18 protein-coding genes are annotated in these 17,677 nt (G+C 69.4%); 8 read left to right on the top strand and 10 right to left on the bottom strand.

From position 1 onward, the window contains the following. Positions 1-124 precede the first annotated feature (124 nt). Positions 125-2,191 (bottom strand): VWA domain-containing protein, encoded by a 2,067-nt coding sequence (locus tag ACFYRH_RS30170; protein ID WP_387782407.1) that lies wholly within the window; start codon positions 2,189-2,191, stop codon positions 125-127. Between the two features lie 158 nt (positions 2,192-2,349). On the opposite strand from ACFYRH_RS30170, the gene ACFYRH_RS30165 reads away from it, so the two are divergent. The 5 genes from ACFYRH_RS30165 to ACFYRH_RS30145 all read left to right on the top strand — a co-directional run bounded on the left by ACFYRH_RS30165 (position 2,350) and on the right by ACFYRH_RS30145 (position 6,451). Then, positions 2,350-3,030, top strand: coding sequence for a DNA-binding protein (locus tag ACFYRH_RS30165; RefSeq protein WP_387782405.1), 681 nt, complete (start codon positions 2,350-2,352; stop codon positions 3,028-3,030). Between the two features lie 252 nt (positions 3,031-3,282). Then, complete coding sequence (locus tag ACFYRH_RS30160; RefSeq protein ID WP_387782403.1) at positions 3,283-4,149, top strand: substrate-binding periplasmic protein; 867 nt, start codon at positions 3,283-3,285, stop codon at positions 4,147-4,149. A 47-nt stretch (positions 4,150-4,196) separates the two neighbouring features. Then, positions 4,197-4,904, top strand: coding sequence for an amino acid ABC transporter permease (locus ACFYRH_RS30155; RefSeq protein WP_387782401.1), 708 nt, complete (start codon positions 4,197-4,199; stop codon positions 4,902-4,904). Next, positions 4,891-5,646 carry an amino acid ABC transporter ATP-binding protein gene (locus ACFYRH_RS30150; protein ID WP_387782399.1) on the top strand — a complete coding sequence of 252 codons (756 nt, stop codon included), beginning with the start codon at positions 4,891-4,893 and terminating at the stop codon, positions 5,644-5,646. Before ACFYRH_RS30155 ends, ACFYRH_RS30150 begins: the two co-directional genes overlap by 14 nt. Positions 5,647-5,692: 46 nt before the next feature. After that, positions 5,693-6,451 carry a polysaccharide deacetylase family protein gene (locus tag ACFYRH_RS30145; RefSeq protein WP_387782397.1) on the top strand — a complete coding sequence of 253 codons (759 nt, stop codon included), beginning with the start codon at positions 5,693-5,695 and terminating at the stop codon, positions 6,449-6,451. 8 nt (positions 6,452-6,459) lie between these two features. On the opposite strand, the gene ACFYRH_RS30140 is transcribed toward ACFYRH_RS30145, so the two are convergent. The 3 genes from ACFYRH_RS30140 to ACFYRH_RS30130 form a co-directional block, all read right to left on the bottom strand. Then, positions 6,460-7,212 (bottom strand): HAD-IIA family hydrolase, encoded by a 753-nt coding sequence (locus ACFYRH_RS30140; RefSeq protein ID WP_387782554.1) that lies wholly within the window; start codon positions 7,210-7,212, stop codon positions 6,460-6,462. An 88-nt stretch (positions 7,213-7,300) separates the two neighbouring features. Further along, positions 7,301-7,966 (bottom strand): ribulose-phosphate 3-epimerase, encoded by a 666-nt coding sequence (gene rpe, locus ACFYRH_RS30135; RefSeq protein WP_387782395.1) that lies wholly within the window; start codon positions 7,964-7,966, stop codon positions 7,301-7,303. 34 nt (positions 7,967-8,000) lie between these two features. Continuing rightward, positions 8,001-8,849 (bottom strand): SDR family oxidoreductase, encoded by an 849-nt coding sequence (locus ACFYRH_RS30130; RefSeq protein WP_387782393.1) that lies wholly within the window; start codon positions 8,847-8,849, stop codon positions 8,001-8,003. Positions 8,850-8,928: 79 nt separating this feature from the next. Between ACFYRH_RS30130 and ACFYRH_RS30125 the strand changes: the two genes are divergently transcribed. Then, a complete protein-coding gene (locus ACFYRH_RS30125; RefSeq protein WP_387782391.1) occupies positions 8,929-9,660 on the top strand; it encodes a TetR/AcrR family transcriptional regulator in 732 nt (243 codons plus the stop codon). On the opposite strand, the gene ACFYRH_RS30120 is transcribed toward ACFYRH_RS30125, so the two are convergent. From ACFYRH_RS30120 to ACFYRH_RS30095, 6 genes are all read right to left on the bottom strand, one after another. After that, on the bottom strand, positions 9,621-10,364 hold the full coding sequence (locus ACFYRH_RS30120) for a cobalt-precorrin-6A reductase (RefSeq protein WP_387782389.1): 744 nt from the start codon (positions 10,362-10,364) through the stop codon (positions 9,621-9,623). The two genes, ACFYRH_RS30125 and ACFYRH_RS30120, sit on opposite strands and share 40 nt — an antisense overlap. Next, complete coding sequence (cobM, locus tag ACFYRH_RS30115; protein WP_387782387.1) at positions 10,361-11,101, bottom strand: precorrin-4 C(11)-methyltransferase; 741 nt, start codon at positions 11,099-11,101, stop codon at positions 10,361-10,363. Before cobM ends, ACFYRH_RS30120 begins: the two co-directional genes overlap by 4 nt. Next, entirely contained in the window at positions 11,098-12,297 is a 1,200-nt protein-coding gene (gene cbiE, locus ACFYRH_RS30110; RefSeq protein WP_387782385.1) for a precorrin-6y C5,15-methyltransferase (decarboxylating) subunit CbiE, read from the bottom strand. The genes cobM and cbiE overlap by 4 nt, the downstream gene beginning before the upstream one ends. Continuing rightward, a complete protein-coding gene (locus ACFYRH_RS30105; protein WP_387782383.1) occupies positions 12,287-12,667 on the bottom strand; it encodes a pyridoxamine 5'-phosphate oxidase family protein in 381 nt (126 codons plus the stop codon). The genes cbiE and ACFYRH_RS30105 overlap by 11 nt, the downstream gene beginning before the upstream one ends. Before the next feature lie 85 nt (positions 12,668-12,752). Beyond that, entirely contained in the window at positions 12,753-14,351 is a 1,599-nt protein-coding gene (locus ACFYRH_RS30100) for an ABC transporter permease (protein WP_387782381.1), read from the bottom strand. After that, positions 14,348-15,262, bottom strand: a complete 915-nt coding sequence (locus ACFYRH_RS30095; RefSeq protein ID WP_387782379.1) for an ATP-binding cassette domain-containing protein — start codon at positions 15,260-15,262, stop codon at positions 14,348-14,350. The genes ACFYRH_RS30100 and ACFYRH_RS30095 overlap by 4 nt, the downstream gene beginning before the upstream one ends. A gap of 97 nt (positions 15,263-15,359) precedes the next feature. Between ACFYRH_RS30095 and ACFYRH_RS30090 the strand changes: the two genes are divergently transcribed. Next, positions 15,360-15,866 (top strand): GbsR/MarR family transcriptional regulator, encoded by a 507-nt coding sequence (locus ACFYRH_RS30090; RefSeq protein WP_387782377.1) that lies wholly within the window; start codon positions 15,360-15,362, stop codon positions 15,864-15,866. A gap of 214 nt (positions 15,867-16,080) precedes the next feature. Further along, a complete protein-coding gene (locus tag ACFYRH_RS30085) occupies positions 16,081-17,019 on the top strand; it encodes a type IV toxin-antitoxin system AbiEi family antitoxin domain-containing protein (protein ID WP_387782375.1) in 939 nt (312 codons plus the stop codon). Positions 17,020-17,677: the final 658 nt, after the last annotated feature.

Below are 17,677 nucleotides of genomic sequence, written 5' to 3'. Positions count from 1 at the left end.
CCCCCCCCCGCGGGGGGCGGGGGGGGGGGCGGGGGGGGGGGGGGGCCGGCCGGGGGGGGGGGGGGGCCCCCCCCCCGCGGGGGGGGCCCCCCCCCCCCCCGCTACCGGTCTGTCTCCGCCGCGGTCACCGCGGCGGTTGCGGGCCGCCCTGGCCGGGGCCTTGATGCGGGCCTTGATGCGGACCCTGGTGCGGGTACTGCGGCGGACCCTGCTGCGGGTGCTGCTGCCACGGCTGCGCGACGGCCGGCTTCTTCCGCAGGCGCAGTACGGCGAAGGCTCCGACCAGCACGAGGAGGAGCGCACCGCCACCGAGCCCGGCGATCAGCCCGACCGGAGCACCGTCATCGGTCTCGGCCCTCTCCTTGACCGGACCGCCTGCCTGCGTCTTGTCACCGGAACCGGGCTCCGTAGGCGTCTCGCTCGGAGCCGGAGTCTCGCTCGCGGTCGGCGTCACCGAGTCGCCCGACACCGGCGCGGCACCGTCGACGTACTGCGGCTTGCCGGCGCCGGCCGTCCCCGGGACGCCGACGGTCAGCGTCATCGGGACCGTGAACGCCGTGTCGTCGGCCTGCCGGGTCATCGAGACGATGATGTAGTACACGCCGGGCGTCGACGTACCGGTGTCGGAGTTGTTGGCACCGTCACGATTCAGGTAGCGGATCTCCTTCGTGGTGATCGCCTGAGTGACTCCCCGTCCGGTCAGCACGCCCCGCTTGCCGCCCGGACCGCCCGGCACGTTCTTGGGGAAGACCGCGAACGCCTCCTCGCCGGTCGGGGACATGATTGCGGTGTCCAGGTAGCGCAGGTCCACGATCCGCCCCAGCGCCTGGGACAGCTGCGGCACCGTCGCCTGTGCCTGGATGCGCTGGCCCCAGTCGGCCTTGATCTTGTAAATCTGCAGCTCACCCGGCATCAGCGTGGTCTTGTACGTCCCCGGCTGCAGCAGCGGCGCGTCGGGGAAGCTCGAGCCCGGCACGATCTCGCGCGGGTTCGTCACCGGCATCGCGGCCCACGTCGGGTCGTCCGCTCCGGCCGGCAGGCTCGTCGTCGAGTCGACCGGCGGCTCCTCGTCGACGCGCAGTTCGAACGGGACGTCCTTGATCTCCCGGAAGTCCTTGCCAGGGTCAACGGTCAGCAGCAGCTGGTCGGCGTCCGCGCAGGTGGTGGTCACCTTGTCGAACTTCTGCCAGCTCGACGCCGTGCCGGTCGCGAATCCCTGGTCGCCCTCCTGGACCCGGGGGTAGCTGAAGCCGCAGTCCTTCCCGTCGAGGGTCTTCAGCCGCAGCTCGGTCTGGATGACCGCGCTCTTGGCACCGGCCGGCCGCCGGAAGCTCAGCCCGGTCCGCACCGTCGAGCCGGTGATCGTCCGCTTGATCAGGTAGTGCTTGGGCTGGTCGAGCAGGTCGAACTTGTCCGAGTAGAGACCCGGGGCGACCACCGGAGCGGCCTCCGGCGCCGCGGTCCCCTCGACCGGTTCCCCGGAGATCCGGAACGGGCGGAAGGCGCGGGTCGACAGCCGGCCAAGCCCCTCCTCCAGATCGATCGTCGAATCCGCGTCGTAGTAGTCCCCGCGCCCTTCGCGGGCGATGCACTGCAGGTCCGTCCGCGCTTTGCCCTGCACCCGGAACCCGACGACATCGATCTTCAGGTCGATGCCCTGCTTGGCGATCTCCTTGGCCACCACGCACGGATCCGGCGAACACGTGGCCTCTCCGTCCGACACCAGCACGATCGTTCGCTGGCCACTGGGACCGAGGTCCTTCGCGGCCTGCTGCAACGCGTACCCGATCGGGGTCTCACCGAAGGGCTTGTACTTCGAGATCGCCGACAGCAGCTGCGGCCGGTTACCGGTGCCGATCGGGACGGTCAGCTGGGTGTCGGTGCAGGCGCCCGGCTGGCTGCGCTTGAACACGGTCGCGCCGTAGACCCGCAGACCGACCTGCGCGTTCTCCGGGAGCTTGCCCACCACCTGGGTGAGCGCCGTCCGGGCCGCGACGATCTTGGTCTTGCCGTCGCCGGCCGGTTCCTTCATCGAGCCGGACGAGTCCAGCACCATGACCAGCTTCCCGGTGCCTGCCGGGTCGGGGTCGGCCGCCGCGGTCCCGGTCGTGAGTCCGGACAGGACGCCGACCAGTGTGATGGCGAGGAGTGCCCACACCGCGGGGCGGCGGTGGCTGTGCAGAGCCGTCATCGTTCCTCCAGTAAGATTCGCTGCCGCAAACACTCTCAGTTTGCAATCGCAAATGTCAACTCGGCGTCACGCTGAGGCTGGACTGGAATTTCACGTTCGCAACTGCGAAGATGATTTGCATCGGTCGCGAATGATCGATGGTCGGAGGGAGCACCGCGATGGACCAGACAGCACACAACCTGCAACAGCAGATCGAGCTGTACGGCGAGACACTGGGCGACGTCGGCCGCCGCGTCGCGCCGCCACTGGGGCTGACCCAGAGCGCCCTCGCGCAGGTGATCGGCCTGTCGGCACCGATGCTGTCCCAGCTGATGAGCGCGCAACGGGTGAAGATCGGGAACCCGGCCGTGGTGGCCCGGTTACGCGCGGTCTCGCAGCTCGCCGACCTGGCCATCGCCGGCGAGATCGAGCCTGCGGACATCCCGGCCGAGTTGGACCGGATCCGCGCCGTCACGGGCGCGGTCACCGGCGCCATCACGGTCGCGGTCACCGACGCCACCACGACCCGGCTCCGCCGCGCATCGGGCAACCCGGCGGAGCCCGCCACGACATCCCCGGCACCGCCGATGCCGTTCGCCAACCCGATCGGCCTGACCACGGACGCACCCAACGCCGCCTGGCCGACAGGCGTCCACCAGGATCCCGCCGCCCCGCTCCCCGCGCGAGTCGTCGTACGACAGCTCCAGGACCTGCTCCGCGACATCGCCTCTGCCGATGAGATCCAGCGAGCCGCCGCGGCCGCTGCCACCGAGTCCCCGGCCATCGCCGACTTCCTCCTGGCCTACGGCACCGGCAGAACCGCAGATGCCCTGTCCCACTACGAACAGCACCACACCTGATATCGGACCGGGGACTCCTGCTGGTCGTTTCAGGTGCATTGGGCTCCCCAGTCCCTTCGGGTACGGCGGGCGACGCGCTCACGGGTGAGACGCGTCACGCCCGGATGTTGCCTGGGGCATCGAGTGAGCGGTGATATAGCACAAGCCGAGTGGACATTCGGCGCCGTCTCACGGTTTGTCGGCGAAGGAATTCACGGTCGCGGGGTGGTGTTGTTGCCGCGTGCGGGCCGATCGGCCTGCGGGTTTGAGTGTGTGAGGAGAACTGTGGTGCGCGGGTTCGGCGCTGTGCGGCGGGTTGTGGGGATTGTCGGGGCGATCGGCCTGCTGGGGGCGATGGTTGCTTGTGGCAGCGATGACGGGAAGGCCGCGGACGGGCCGGATCTGGGGCTGATCAAGGCGGGCACGCTGCGGATCGGGACGCTGACCGACGCGCCGCCGAACGTGTACGTGAAGGACGGCAAGTTCACCGGATTCGACAACGACCTGATCACCGCGGTCGCGGCGAAGCTGAACCTGAAGCCGGAGTTCGTCGGCACGGACTTCTCGGCGCTGCTCTCGCAGGTGAACGGCGGCCAGTTCGACCTGGGCAGCTCGTCGATCACGGTCACCGAGGCGCGGAAGAAGACGGTTGCATTCAGCAACGGGTACGACTTCGGGTACCTCGGTCTGAACACGACGAAGGACTCGGGCATCACGACGTTCGACCAGCTGTCCGGCAAGCGGGTCGTGGTCGTGCAGGGCACCGTCCAGGACGACTACGCGACCCAGAAGAACCTGAACCCGGTGCGGGTACCGAACTACAACGCCGCGCTCGGTCAGCTGAAGGCCGGTACGGCGGACGCGTGGGTGTCGCCGGCCGAGATCGGCGAGAAGATGGCGAAGGAGCAGGGCGGCGGCACGGTGATCCTGGCCGCGAAGGAGCTGAGTGACGCGCCGATGGCGTTCGCGGTGGCGAAGAGCAACGACAAGCTCCGCGAGGCTGTGAACAAGGCGCTCGACGAGGTCATCGCGGACGGCACCTGGACCAAGCTGGTGGAGCAGTACTACCCGGGTCGCGCCGTACCCGCGAACTTCAAGCCGGGCAGTGGGTCGGCGAAGTTCGCGACGCCCAAAGCCTGATGGACATCTGGTCCACTCTGAGTGACACCTTCCTCGACTGGGGGTCGATGAAGGAAGTCCTGCCCGAGATGCTGAAGGTCGGGCTGGTCAACACTCTGATCCTGGCGGCCGCCTCGGTCGTGCTGGGCACTGTGCTCGGCATGATCGTGGCGGTCCTCGCCCTGTCCGCGAAGCCGTGGCTGCGGTGGCCGGCGAAGATCTACACCGACATCTTCCGCGGTCTGCCCGCGATCCTGACCATCCTGCTGATCGGTCAGGGCCTGTCCCCGATCACCCGGCACTGGTGGGGCCCGAACCCGTACCCGCTCGGCATTCTCGCGCTGTCCCTGATCGCCGCGGCGTACATCGGCGAGATCTTTCGTTCCGGGATCCAGAGTGTGGAGAAAGGGCAGCTCGAGGCCGCCCGCGCGCTCGGGTTCAGCTACACCAGCGGCATGCGGCTGGTGGTGATCCCGCAAGGGGTACGGCGGGTGCTGCCCGCGCTCGTGAACCAGTTCATCGCGCTCGTGAAGGAGTCCAGCCTGGTCTACTTCCTCGGCCTGCTGGCGAGCCAGCGCGAACTGTTCCGGATCGGCCAGGACGCGGCCGCGACGAACGGCAACCTCTCCCCCTTGCTGCTCGCCGGCATCTTCTACCTCGTGATCACCGTCCCGCTGACACACCTCGTGAACCACTTCGACAAGCGGCTCCGCGAAGGACGCCCCGCCGAGACCGACGACGTGGAACTGGAGGAACTCGCGCATGCCAACCGCTGAGACCATGCAAACCGTCGAGGCAGCCAGTCTCGAAGTCGCCGGAGTCGAGCTCGCCTTCGGCACCAACACGGTCCTGCGCGGCGTGGACCTCGCCGTACCGGCCGGGCAGACCGCGTGCGTGATCGGTCCGTCGGGTTCCGGCAAGTCGACGTTGCTGCGTGCGATCAACCGGCTACTCGAACCGGATGCCGGCGACGTGAAGCTCGGTGGCGAGTCGGTACTGCGGGGCGATCCGGACGTACTGCGGCGGCGGATCGGGATGGTGTTCCAGCACTTCAACCTGTTCCCGCACAAGAGCGTGCTCGACAACATCACGCTCCCGCTGCGCAAGATCAAGAAGCTCGACCCCGACGCCGCGCAGACCGCGGCGCGCGCGCAGCTCGAGCTGGTCGGCCTTGCCCACAAGGCTTCGGCGCGGCCCGGGAACCTGTCCGGCGGCCAGCAGCAGCGGGTCGCGATCGCCCGCGCGTTGGCGATGAAGCCCGAGGTGATGCTGTTCGACGAGGCGACGTCGGCGCTCGATCCCGAGCTGGTCAAGGGCGTGCTGGCGCTGATGGCGGACCTCGCGCAGGCCGGGATGACGATGGTCGTGGTGACGCACGAGATGGGGTTCGCGCGGGAGGTCGCGGACCAGGTCGCGTTCATGGATCAGGGAGTGGTGGTCGAGTCCGGCGTACCCGAGCGGATCTTCGGCGCCGCCGAGTCGCCGCGGTTACGTCAATTCCTGTCACAAGTGCTCTAGCGTGGGCCTTGTGAGGATGTGAGCCACCCACCGCCCTGGGGGGAAGATGGACGTTCGCTTGACGCGTGCGGGGAACCGGGCTGTCGGCCTGGCGTTGATGGTGCTGGTGAGCGCGGTGCTCGGAACCGTCGTGGTGACGACCGCGCGGTCACCGGCCAAGCCCGCCGTGCCCTCGCCCGCCGCGGCGGCCCCGGCGGTCGGTGCACCGCACGTGACCGCGGCACCCACCAAGACACCGCTGCCGATGAAGTACGTCGTACTGACCTTCGACGACGGTCCGGATGCCGAGTACACCCCGAAGGTGCTCGACGTACTGGCGAAGTTCGACGCGAAGGCGACGTTCTTCGAGGTCGGGAAGAACGTCGTGAAGCATCCCGAGCTGACCAAGCGGATCCACGAGGCCGGCCACAGCGTGCAGAACCACACCTGGGACCACGCAGACCTGCGCAAGCTCGGTGCGGCCGCGTTCCAGAAGGAGGTCACGTCGACGGACCAGGCGATCCGGGCCCAGACCGGCAGTACGCCGACCTGCCTGCGCCCGCCGTACGGCGGGGTGAGCGCGACCGTCCGGCAACGCGCGAAGGCGATGGGCAAGGACCTGGTGGTCTGGACCGTCGACTCCCGGGACTGGACCAAGCCCGGTACGGCGGCGGTCGTGCAGCGCGTGCTCAAGAACGTCCACAGCGGATCGGTGATCCTGATGCACGACGGCGGCGGCAACCGCACGCAGACAGTCGCCGCACTGCCCGCGATCCTCAAGGCCCTGAAGGCGCAGGGCTACGGCTTCCGCACCCTCACCTGCTAGATCACCCGCTAGGTCAGTGCGCCGACCAGCGGTACGACGTCGGCGATCGACGCGACGATGCGGGTCGGACGGTACGGGAACCGCTCGACCTCGTGCTCACCGGTGGAGCCGGACAGCACGAGCACGCTCCGCAGACCCGCTTCGAGACCGCTGATGATGTCGGTGTCCATGCGGTCTCCGATCATCACCGTGGTCTCGGAGTGCGCCTCGATGCGGTTCAGCGCGCTGCGCATCATCAGCGGGTTGGGCTTGCCGATGAAGTACGGCGCGACGCCGGTCGCGCGCGTGATCAGCGCCGCCACCGAACCGGTCGCCGGCAGCGGACCCTCCTGCGAGGGGCCGGTCGGGTCCGGGTTGGTCGCGATGAACCGCGCCCCGTCGGTGATCAGCCGGATCGCCTTGGTGATCGCCTCGAACGAGTACGTCCGGGTCTCGCCGAGGACGACGTAGTCCGGGTCGCGCTCGGTCAGCACGTAGCCGATCTCGTGCAGCGCCGTGGTCAGGCCCGCCTCGCCGATCACGTACGCCGACCCGCCCGGCCGCTGATCGTCCAGGAACTGCGCGGTGGCGAGCGCGCTGGTCCAGATCGACTGCTCCGGGATGTCGATGCCCGCGGCCAGCAGCCGGGCCCGGAGATCGCGCGGGGTGAAGATCGAGTTGTTGGTCAGGACCAGGAACTTCTTGCCCGATACCTGTAGTGCGGCGATGAACTCGTCGGCTCCGGGGATGGCGCGCTCCTCGTGCACCAGGACGCCGTCCATGTCCGTCAACCAGCTTTCCACCGGTTTGTGCTCGGTCACCGGCTCATCGTAGTCGGACCGCCGGAACTGCCGGTGGGCGGCGCAGGAGTTACCGGCTCCCGGCCTGTTCGGCGAGAGCGCGGAGCTTCTCGACCATCGCGTTCGGGTCGTCGGCGGCGTACACGGCCGAACCGGCCACGAACACGTCGGCGCCGGCCTCGGCGCACCGCTCGATCGTCTCGGCCGACACCCCGCCGTCGATCTCGATCCACAGGTCCAGACCGTGCTTGTCGAGCAACTCCCGGGTACGCCGGATCTTCGGGACGCACACGTCGAGGAACTTCTGCCCGCCGAAACCCGGCTCGACGGTCATGATCAGGACCATGTCGAGCTCGGACAGCATGTCCTCGTAGGGCTCGATCGGGGTCGCGGGCTTGAGCGCCATCGCGGCCCGGGCGCCCTTGGCCCGGATCTCCCGGGCGGTCCGGATCGGTGCCTTGCAGGCCTCGACATGGAACGTGATGCTCGACGCGCCGGCCTCGACGTACCCCGGCGCCCAGCGGTCCGGATCCTCGATCATCAGGTGACAGTCGAGCGGCGTGTCGGTCGCCTTCGCCAGCGACTCGACCACCGGCATCCCGAGGGTCAGGTTCGGCACGAAGTGGTTGTCCATCACGTCGACGTGCAGCCAGTCAGCGTTCGACACGGCCGTCGCCTCGTCGGCCAGCCGCGCGAAGTCGGCGGACAGGATGCTCGGCGCGATCTGTTTCCCCATGGCGCCAATCTATCGAGCCAGCACCCAACCGCCGTCAGGTGGTCAGCTCGGCAGCGAGCACGTCGCGCAGCGGGGTCGCGCGGCGGCCGAGCAGCGTCGGCAGTGCGGGGTCGACGACCGCGAACTCGCCACGCCGGGCGGCCGCGAAGATCCCCAGCGTCAGGTCGGCGACAAACTCCGGCATCCCAGCCGAGAGGGCCATCCGCTTCCACTCCTCGTCCGGCACCGTGACCCGGGTGATCTTCCGGCCGGTCACCTCTGTGGCGATCGCGGCGACGTCGGCGTAATCGAGCGATTCCGGACCGGTCAGCGCCGGCGTGATCCCGTCCAGCCGACCCGGCTCGGTCAGCGCGACGACCGCCGCGTCCACCAGATCCTGGTGCGCCGTCCAAGAGAACGGCCCGTCCGCAGGCAGGACCAGCTCCCCCGACTCCAGTGCGGCGCGCAGCATGAACACCGTCGTACTCGCGTAGAACCCGTTCCGCAGCGCCGTGAACGGTACGCCGGAATTCACCAGGTCCTGCTCCGTCGCAGCGTGACCGCGGGTGGCGATGAAGAGCGAGTCGAGATTCGCCGCCTGGTGGCTGGTGTAGAGGATGCGCTCGGCGCCGGCGGTCTTGGCCGCGTCGATCGCGACCTGATGCGGCGCCGGGTCGGCCGGGCCGGAGACGATCAGCACCTGGCGCGCGCCCTCGAAGGCGTTCGCGAGCGAGTCGGGGTCGTCGAAGTCTCCCCGGCGTACCCGAAGGCCGCGTGCGTCCAGGTCGGCGGCCCTCTCGGGGTCGCGGACGCTGACGCCGAGCTGCTCGGCGGGGACACGACTCGCGAGGCCCTCCACGACAGCGCGCCCGAACCGGCCGGTCGCTCCGGTGACGACAATCATCTGCAGCTCCTTGTTATCGGTGAATACAGATTTACGTTATCACTGGAAACAGATCGCGCCAACCGCTACCGTTACCCGCGTGGAGCAGCCTCAGCCGGACGAAGACACCCCCGAGGCCGGCAGCGCGCGGGACCGGATGCGGGGCCACATCGTCGAGGTCGCCGCGGGGCTGCTCGCGGCGGGTGGGCGGGACGCGGTCTCGACGCGATCGGTCGCGGCCGCCGCCGGGACGCAGGCGCCGACGATCTACCGGCTGTTCGGCGACAAGGACGGCCTGCTCGCGGCGGTCCTCGAGTACGGCTTCGCGACGTATCTCGCCGACAAGCCGCCGCTGGATCCGACGTCCGACCCGGTCGCGGATCTGCGGTCGGGATGGGAGCTGCACATCGGGTTCGGCCTGGCGAATCCCGAGCTCTTCCTGTTGATGTACGCAGGGACCACGCCCGGCCACCGACCGGCCGCTGCCGAGGCCGGGTTCGAGATCCTGCGCACCCGGATCCGGAACATCGCGGCCGCCGGACGACTCCAGGTCGACGAGTCCCTCGCCACCGAACTGGTCCACGCCGCCGGCACCGGCGCCGTACTCACCCTGCTCGCGACCCCGGAAGAGCGGCGGGATCCCCGCTTGGCGGAGGCGATGTTCGACGCGGTCGTCGCGGCGATCGCCACGCCCGCCCAGACCCCGAAGACACGAGACGCCGGGCCTACCTCAGCCGCTAATGCGTTGCAGGCGCAGTTGCCCGAGCTGCGGATGTTGACCGACGGTGAGCGTCACGTACTCGGCGAGTGGCTCAACCGCATCACCCACTGAGCGGCTTCCGCGACCGACTCGACAACCTCGGGCCCGCGAGGGAGCTCGGGACGCCGGATCACCACGACCGGCAGCGACAGCTCACTGGCCGCCGCGAGCTTGGCGGCCGTCGCGGGGCCACCGCTGTCCTTCGTCACCAGTACGTCGATCTGATGACGCCGCAACAGCGCGAGCTCGTGTTCCACCGCGAACGGCCCCCGGGCAAGGACAAGAGTGCACCAAGTCGGAAGGGGCTGAGGCGCGTCCACACAGCGAGCCAACGTCCACAACCCGGTGTCAGCGAAATCGGCGAGCCCTTGACGACCGATGGTGAGGAAGACCCGCGACCCGAGCGCCGGAAGCAACTCAGCCGCAGCTGATGCGGTGTCGACCCAACGCCAGTCGTCCCCCACCGACGCATTCCACCCAGCGCGCCGAAGTACCACCAGGGGTACGCCGGTCCGCGCAGCGGCGGCCGCCGCGTTGGCAGTCATCTGCGCAGCGAACGGATGCGTAGCGTCGACGACAGCGTCGACAGGATGGACACGCAGCCAAGCGATCAGACCGTCGACTCCCCCGAAGCCACCGACCCGCACGTCACCGACGGGATGCACCGCGGCCGCGGTCCGACCGGCCAGCGAGGAAAGCACCTCGATGCCCTCGGCGACCAGGAGCTTCGCCAGCTCGCGAGCCTCCCCCGTCCCACCGAGCAACAAGACCCTCATCGACGACGGGCGACCGAATAGAGGTGGCTGTCCCGGAACGCCGTCGCACCGAGCACCTTGCCGACGATGATGACAGCGGTACGGCGGATGTTCGCCGCCCGCACCTGCTCGGCGATGTCGGCGAGTGTGCCGCGGACGATGAGTTCGTTGTCGCGGGACGCGTGCGCCACCACGGCGACCGGGCAGTCGGCACCGTAGTTCGGGACGAGTTCATCCACTACTCGGTCGATCTGCTGCACGGCCAGGTGGAGAACGACGGTCGCCTGTCCGGCGCCGAGCGTCGCGAGGTCTTCGCCAGGTGGCATCGCGCTGGCGCTGCCGCTGATCCGCGTGAGAATGACCGTCTGGCCGACCTCGGGAACGGTCAGCTCGCGACTGAGGGTGGCGGCCGCGGCGGCGTACGCCGGGACTCCGGGAGTCACGTCGTACGGAATCTCGAGGGCGTCGAGGCGGCGCATTTGTTCGGCCATGGCGCTGAAGACCGACGGGTCGCCGGAGTGCAGACGGGCGACGTCGTGACCCGCGGCGTGGGCTGCGCTGAGCTCGGCGATGATCTCGTCGAGGTTGAGGTTGGCCGTGTCGACCTTGCGGGCGCCTGGTGGACAGTGGTCGAGGAGTTCGAGCGGAACGAGCGCACCGGCGTACAGGCAGACCGGCGCGACGGCGATCAGGTCGCGTCCGCGCACGGTGATCAGGTCGGCTGCGCCCGGCCCGGCACCGATGAAGTGCACCGTCACTTGGTCACGCTCCAGATGGTCACAGGCATCGCGGGACGCCACCCGGTCATGGTGCCGACGGCTGACGCACGCTGTACCTCGAGGCGCACCAGGTCGCCGCCAACCGCCTTGTACCACTGGGCGATCAGCACCTCGGTCTCCAAGGTCACGCCGTTCGCGACCAGCCGGCCGCCGGGGCGGAGGGCGCTCCAGCAGGCGTCGAACATGCCCTCGGCGGTCGCTCCCCCACCGATGAAGATCGCATCGGGCCTCTCGAGTCCTGTGAGGACAGCCGGAGCCGAGCCGACGATCGTCGTGACCGGTACGCCGAGGTTCGCGGCGTTGCGGTCCAGGCGCTCGGCCCGGGCGGGATCGCGTTCGACGGCGATGGCCCGGCAGGCCGGGTGATGGCGCGACCACTCGATCGCGATGCTGCCCGCGCCGCCGCCGATGTCCCAGAGGAGTTGCCCAGGCACCGGCGCCAGGCGGGACAACGTGACCGCGCGTACTTCGCGCTTCGTGAGCTGACCGTCATTCTCGTAGGCGTCGTCAGGGAGCCCAGGGACTGTGGACAGAACCGGAGCGCCGGGCGCGCACTGGATGCCGATCACGTTCAGCGGGTCGACGTCGTGGGACCAGTCGGCTGCCGCAGTGCGACGGATGCGTTCGGCGGGTCCGCTGAGCTGCTCCAGGACGGTGAACTCACTGGCCCCGTAGCCGCGCGCAACCAACAACTGAGCGACCTCGGCGGGTGTCTGCGCGCCCCGGCTGAGCACAACGAGCCGCCGTCCGGGCTGGAGGTGCGGATGCAGCCGCTCTACCGGATTGCTCACGAGGCTGAGCACCTGCACCTGGTCCTGCGCCCAACCGAGTCGCGCACAAGCCAGCGACACGCTCGACGGCTGCGGAATGACGCGTACGGCGTCGGCGCCGAGCAGGCGCACGAGCGTCGTGCCGATGCCGTGGAACGTGGGGTCGCCGCTCGCCAGGACGCAGATCCGGCGGTCGTGATGCTCTTTCAGCAACCCTGGCAGGGCCTCCGACAAAGGCGACGGCCAGATGATTCGTGCGGCGCCGGGCGTTGGTGGGACCAGAGCGAGTTGGCGGGCGCTGCCCATCAGGACCTCGGCGGACTGCACCGCCGCCTGGGCCTCGGGCGCCAGCCCGGCCCAGCCGTTCGGACCGACCCCGACAACGACCAGAGGGTCAGCCGGCATTGCCGAGCACCTTGGTGATGGTGATCTCGAGCACGACCCGCTGCGGGTTGGGGCGGGGCTCCTTGTAGCGCTTGGCGTAGCGGCGTTCGGCGTCGCGTACCCGCTCTGGATCGTCGCTGACCAGGGCGCGGCCCTCGATGCTGCTCCAGCGCCGCCCGTCCACCTGCGTGACAGACACAGACGCCTCGCCCAGCCTGCGAATGGCCCGGGCCTTGTACGACGACCCGGAGCAGATCACCCGCACGAGCCCTGCCTCGACGTCCAGGGTGGCACCGACCGGCGTGGCGTGGACGGTCCCGTCGGCACGGACCGTGCTCAGCACGCACAGATGCCGCTCGGTCCAGAACTCGATCAGCTGCTCACTCAACACCCCAGGATCGTAGACAAGCCACCCCGCCCGGTGAGGTGCCGGGCGGGGCGGATGCGCTGGACCCCTCAGACCAGCGCGATCAGGGTCAGCCGATGTCGCGGCGCCGGAACGTCGCGAAGCCGGCGACGGTGAGCGCCGCCGCGATCGCGGTCAGCCAGATGAGCGGAGCGGCGGAGAAGTCACCACCGGGCAGCCGGGGCGTGTGGCCGTACGGGCTGAGGTCGATCATCCACTGCGGCAGGTTGAAGATCTCCCCGAACTGACCGATCAGCAGGAACACGCCGTACAGGACCCAGCCGCCGGTGACGAGCTTCGGGGCCATGCCGAACAAGATGACGACCAGTGCGGTCACGAGCCAGATCGCCGGCAGTTGTACGGCGGCTGCGGCGAGCATGCGCGGTACCTGACGACCCATGTTGCCGAGTGACGCACCGCTCGAGACACCCGAACCCAGTCCGGCGACGAGGATCAGTGCGGCCGTACCTAGTAGTGCCATCAGCACGTGGCTGGCCAGCCACTGCGCCCGTGTGACACCCGTAGCGAGCAGCGGCTCGGCTCGGAGCGCAGTCTCCTCCGAGCGCAACCGCAGCGCGGCCTGGATGCCGAACGCCGACGCGAGCAGACCCACCATGCCCATCTCGGTCGCCAGGAACGCGTCGGTGATGCCCTCGACGCCACCCAGCTTCTGCACCATCTCCTTGGCGCTGTCGCTGCTGACGAACCCGTCCACGTTGCTCGCGATGTTCCCGACCAGCAGACCGAGCAACAGGAACGCGAAACCCCAGCCGTACAAGGAGCCTCGGTGCAACCGCCACGCCAGCGCCAGGGGCGAACGAAGCGATCCCGACGCCCGCGCCGGACCGGGACGCGGTCGCACCAGACCGGCGCCGACGTCACGCCGCCTGATGAGCGCGATCGCGGCCGCGACCAGTACGCCGAGGAACGCCAGCGGCAGCAGCAGTACGACGAACCGGTCCCCCGCGTACGCACGGACCTGCTGCGACCACCCGACTGGCGACAGCCATGACACCCACTGGGTGCTCCCGTCCGCGGATGAGTCACCGATGGCCCGCAGTACGTACGACACGCCCAGCACGACCGCAGTGAGTCCGTTGGCGGCCCGTGCGCTCTCGGTGACCTGTGCAGTCACCGCACCGACGCCTGCGAACGCCAGACCGGCCGCGGCCCACATCAGTCCGAAGGCGAACGAGCCTCTCGTGTCCAGTCCGCTCCCGATCAGGGCCAGCGCGGTCACCAGGCCGAGCACTATGACAGTCCCCGCCGAGACGATCAGTGCGGCCGCCAGAGCGGCGTACCGACCGAGCACTCCGGCGCTCAGCAACTCGAGTCGGCCGTTCTCCTCCTCGGTGCGGGTGTGCCGGACCACGAGGATCCCGGCCAGCAAGCCGACCAGTGCCGCACCGAACGCGGTGAGCTTGAACAGCGAGACCTCCCCGAGCGAGGACTCGTCGAAAATCCGGCCGTACAGCGAGACCAGCGCAGGCGACGCGTTCGACGTCTTCGCCGCCTCGGCCAGCGATTTCGGGTCGGAGTACAGGTCGATGGACGCCTTGGCCGACCCGGCCGCGGAGATCACGAACACGAGGATCCAGATCGGGATCAGGATCCGGTCCCGGCGCAGCGCCAGCCGCACCAGCGTCCCGGTGCCGACGAAGTCAGTCATCGCACAGCCGCCTCTGGTTCTGCCGGTACGTCGTCCTCGTAGTGGCGCAGGAACAGCTCCTCCAGCGTCGGCGGCTGCGCGACCAGGCTCCTGATGCCGCTCGCGGACAGCTGTCGCATCACTGCGTCGAGCTGTGCGGTGTCCACCTCGCACCGCACCCGGTTGCCCTCGACATCGAGATCGTGAACGCCGGGCAGTTGTGCGAGCCCGTTGACCGCACCCGCCAGCTCGGCGTGGATCGACGTACGCGTCAGGTGACGCAGTTCGGACAGCGTGCCGGTCTCGACCACCTTGCCGCGGCGGATGATGCTGACGCGGTCACACAGCGCCTCGACCTCGGAGAGGATGTGGCTGGACAGCAGCACGGTGCGGTCGCGCTGGCGCTCCTCCTCGATGCACTGCCGGAACACCTCCTCCATCAGCGGGTCCAGGCCGGAGGTCGGCTCGTCCAGGATCAGCAGCTCGACGTCCGACGCCAGTGCCGCAACCAGTGCGACCTTCTGCCGGTTGCCCTTGGAGTACGTCCGGCCCTTCTTGGTCGGGTCGAGGTCGAAGCGGCGCAGCAGCTCGTCGCGCTTCTTCTCGTCCAGCCCGCCACGCAGCCGGCCGAGCAGGTCGATCACCTCACCGCCGGTCAGGTTCGGCCACAGGTTCACGTCACCCGGCACGTAGGCCAGCCGCCGGTGCAGCTTGGCCGCGTCGTGCCACGGGTCCCCGCCGAGCAGCGAGACATCGCCGGCGTCACCCCGTAGCAGTCCGAGCAGGACGCGGATGGTGGTGGACTTCCCGGCACCGTTCGGGCCGAGGAAGCCGTGCACCTCACCGGTCGCGACGTCGAGGTCGAGGCCGTCGAGGGCGTGCGTACTTCCGTACGACTTGTGCAGTCCAGAGACCACGATGGCTGATGTCATGATTCATAACGTACACTTCATTCAGAAGATTGTGAATCTTGCTAACACGATTCTCACCTGTCAGGTAACCGGGCGACCCAGAGGAGATGATGGGGCGGTGAGTGCACATCGAGACGACGACGCCGTCAAGCGGTACACCGAGCAGTTCGGCAACCTGCTGGCCGAGACCGGTTGGCCACGGATGGCCGCTCGGGTGTTCGCCGCGATCCTGTCCAGCGTGTCGGGCAGGATGACCGCCGCCGAACTCTCCGATCAGCTGCAGGCCAGCCCCGCCGCCGTGTCCGGCGCGGTGAACTACCTGCTCCAGCTGCGCCTCGCGACCCGCGAACGCGAGCCCGGCAGCCGCCGCGATGTGTACGTCGTCCAGGACGACGCCTGGTACCAGACGATGATGACCGAGGACGTGTCGCTGCGCCGCTGGTCCGAATCACTGTCCAAGGTCCTCGACGCCGCCGGCGAAGGCTCCGACGCCCACCGCCGGATCCGCGTCTCCCTCGGCTTCATCGACTTCATCAGCGAAGAGGTCAAAGGCCTCAGCGAACGCTGGATCAAACGCAAAGCCGAACTGGACGCCGAAATCGACGCAGAACTCAACGCCGACTGACCAAGCCCCGGCCGCGCAGCGACTCCAGCTGCGGCGTACTGCGGCGGCGTACTGCGGCGGCGTACTGCGGGGGCCTTGGACAGGATCGCGTGGGGGGACACAGGTTATTTCGTGTTCAAGGCCACCGCAGGCAGGCGTCGGCCCCGGGTTCTGGCTGTCCACAGATGGAAGATTCGCCCGTCGGCGAGCCTCGCGACGAGTGCATCTTGTCGGTATGAATCCGAAGTTGAGCGTGCTCGCCGGCGCCCGCGGCGGCTGGTTCTGCCGTGCGGACGCGACCGAGTCCGGATACAGCGACAGTGAGCTTCGGCGAAGAATGCGGTCCGGGCAGTGGTCGCGCCTGTCCCGCGACGTGTACGTCGAGGAAACGCCACCGCCTGATGGAGAGGAGCCTTGGGAGAGGGCCAGACGGCTACACCTGATGAAGACCCGCGCGGTGGTCGCGCGGATGGGGCCGGGCGTGATCGTCAGCCACCAGTCCGCTGCCCTGCTGCATGGACTGCCGAGCTGGGGCCTCGATCTCGCGAAGGTGCACGTGACCAAGGCGAGCGGCCGAACCCGATCCGACGCGGTCGCCGCCGTGCATCGCTCGTACTTCGCGCCGGGCGAGATCACCGTGGTGAACGGCATCCCGGTCACCAGTCCCGCCCGCGCGATCGCCGAGACCGCCTGCGCCTCGTCGTACGAGGTCGGCGTCGTACTGGGAGACGCGGCGCTCCACCAGAAGCTCGTCTCGGTGGACGCGCTCATCACCACCGCCGACCGGCACGAGTACTGGCGTGGTTCACCGGCCGCACGTGCCGCGGCGCGATTCGCCGACGGCCTCAGCGAATCGGTCGGCGAGTCACGCCTCCGGGTCCTGATGGCGAACCAAGGTCTACCGCGGCCGGACCTCCAGGTCGAGATCCGTGACCACCACGGCCGATTCGTCGCCCGAGTCGACTTCCTGCTGGGGCCCCGCGGCGTCATCGAGTTCGACGGAGCAGCGAAGTACGGCGCCAACGCGAACGCCATCGTCGCCGAGAAGTGGCGCGAAGACCGCCTCCGCGCCTGCGGATACCAGGTCACCCGCGTGAGCTGGACCGACCTCGACCAACCCCAAACCACCGCGGACCGCATCCTCAACGCGACACCCCCACCCACCCCACGCTGACCCCACCCAAACGAGGGCGCCGCGCCAGGCCGAGGGCGGCGGCGGGGCGAGGGCGAGGGCGGCAGCCGAGCCGGGGGGCAGGGCGGGGCAGGGCGGGGCAGGGCGGGGCGGACCGGGAGCGGCAGGCGGGCCGGGAGCGAGGGCGCGGGCCCGGCCGGGGGGCGAGGGCGGCGGCCCGGTCGGGGGCGAGGGCGGCCGCGGGCGGGGTGAGGCGCGCCGGGGCGGCGGGCGAGGGTGAACCCAACGGGCGGGTGGCTTGAACACGCTATTTCGGGTGGGATGCCACCGGTTCCTGTTCACGGTCCCGGGACCAGGCAGAGGACGACCAGGCAGAGGACGAGGTACTCCGGAGGGGCGGACCGCGGGGCGGCGGGAGCGCGCGGACCGCGCGCGTCGTGGGGCCGCCGCGGCGCGGAAGGTGGTCCAAAGCGGGCCTAGTTGTGACGGGGCTTGGGGGTGAGCCCAAGGACCGGGTGGCTTGAACAGGCTATTTCGGGTGCGGTGGCGCCGGTTCCTGTCCACGGTCCCGGGACCAGGCAAAGGACGAGGTACTCCGGAGGGGCGGACCGCGCGCGTCGTGGGGCCGCCGCGGCGCGGAAGGTGGTCCTTAGGCGAGGCGTAGTTGTGGCGGGGGTTGGGGGTGCGCCCAAGGAGCGGG

It is taken from the genome of Kribbella sp. NPDC004875, from assembly GCF_042873375.1.
In the GTDB taxonomy this organism is placed as follows: Bacteria; Actinomycetota; Actinomycetes; order Propionibacteriales; family Kribbellaceae; genus Kribbella.
This window is presented reverse-complemented; position numbering and strand designations above follow the sequence as displayed.

Bases quoted from the DNA above. Each gene is read 5' to 3' on its own strand.
- ACFYRH_RS30170 (WP_387782407.1), bottom strand. From the start codon at position 2,191: ATGACGGCTCTGCACAGCCACCGCCGCCCCGCGGTGTGGGCACTCCTC.
- ACFYRH_RS30165 (WP_387782405.1), top strand. From the start codon at position 2,350: ATGGACCAGACAGCACACAACCTGCAACAGCAGATCGAGCTGTACGGC.
- ACFYRH_RS30155 (WP_387782401.1), top strand. From the start codon at position 4,197: ATGAAGGAAGTCCTGCCCGAGATGCTGAAGGTCGGGCTGGTCAACACT.
- ACFYRH_RS30150 (WP_387782399.1), top strand. From the start codon at position 4,891: ATGCCAACCGCTGAGACCATGCAAACCGTCGAGGCAGCCAGTCTCGAA.
- ACFYRH_RS30145 (WP_387782397.1), top strand. From the start codon at position 5,693: ATGGACGTTCGCTTGACGCGTGCGGGGAACCGGGCTGTCGGCCTGGCG.
- ACFYRH_RS30140 (WP_387782554.1), bottom strand. From the start codon at position 7,212: ATGGACGGCGTCCTGGTGCACGAGGAGCGCGCCATCCCCGGAGCCGAC.
- rpe (WP_387782395.1), bottom strand. From the start codon at position 7,966: ATGGGGAAACAGATCGCGCCGAGCATCCTGTCCGCCGACTTCGCGCGG.
- ACFYRH_RS30130 (WP_387782393.1), bottom strand. From the start codon at position 8,849: ATGATTGTCGTCACCGGAGCGACCGGCCGGTTCGGGCGCGCTGTCGTG.
- ACFYRH_RS30120 (WP_387782389.1), bottom strand. From the start codon at position 10,364: ATGAGGGTCTTGTTGCTCGGTGGGACGGGGGAGGCTCGCGAGCTGGCG.
- cbiE (WP_387782385.1), bottom strand. From the start codon at position 12,297: ATGCCGGCTGACCCTCTGGTCGTTGTCGGGGTCGGTCCGAACGGCTGG.
- ACFYRH_RS30100 (WP_387782381.1), bottom strand. From the start codon at position 14,351: ATGACTGACTTCGTCGGCACCGGGACGCTGGTGCGGCTGGCGCTGCGC.
- ACFYRH_RS30095 (WP_387782379.1), bottom strand. From the start codon at position 15,262: ATGACATCAGCCATCGTGGTCTCTGGACTGCACAAGTCGTACGGAAGT.
- ACFYRH_RS30085 (WP_387782375.1), top strand. From the start codon at position 16,081: ATGAATCCGAAGTTGAGCGTGCTCGCCGGCGCCCGCGGCGGCTGGTTC.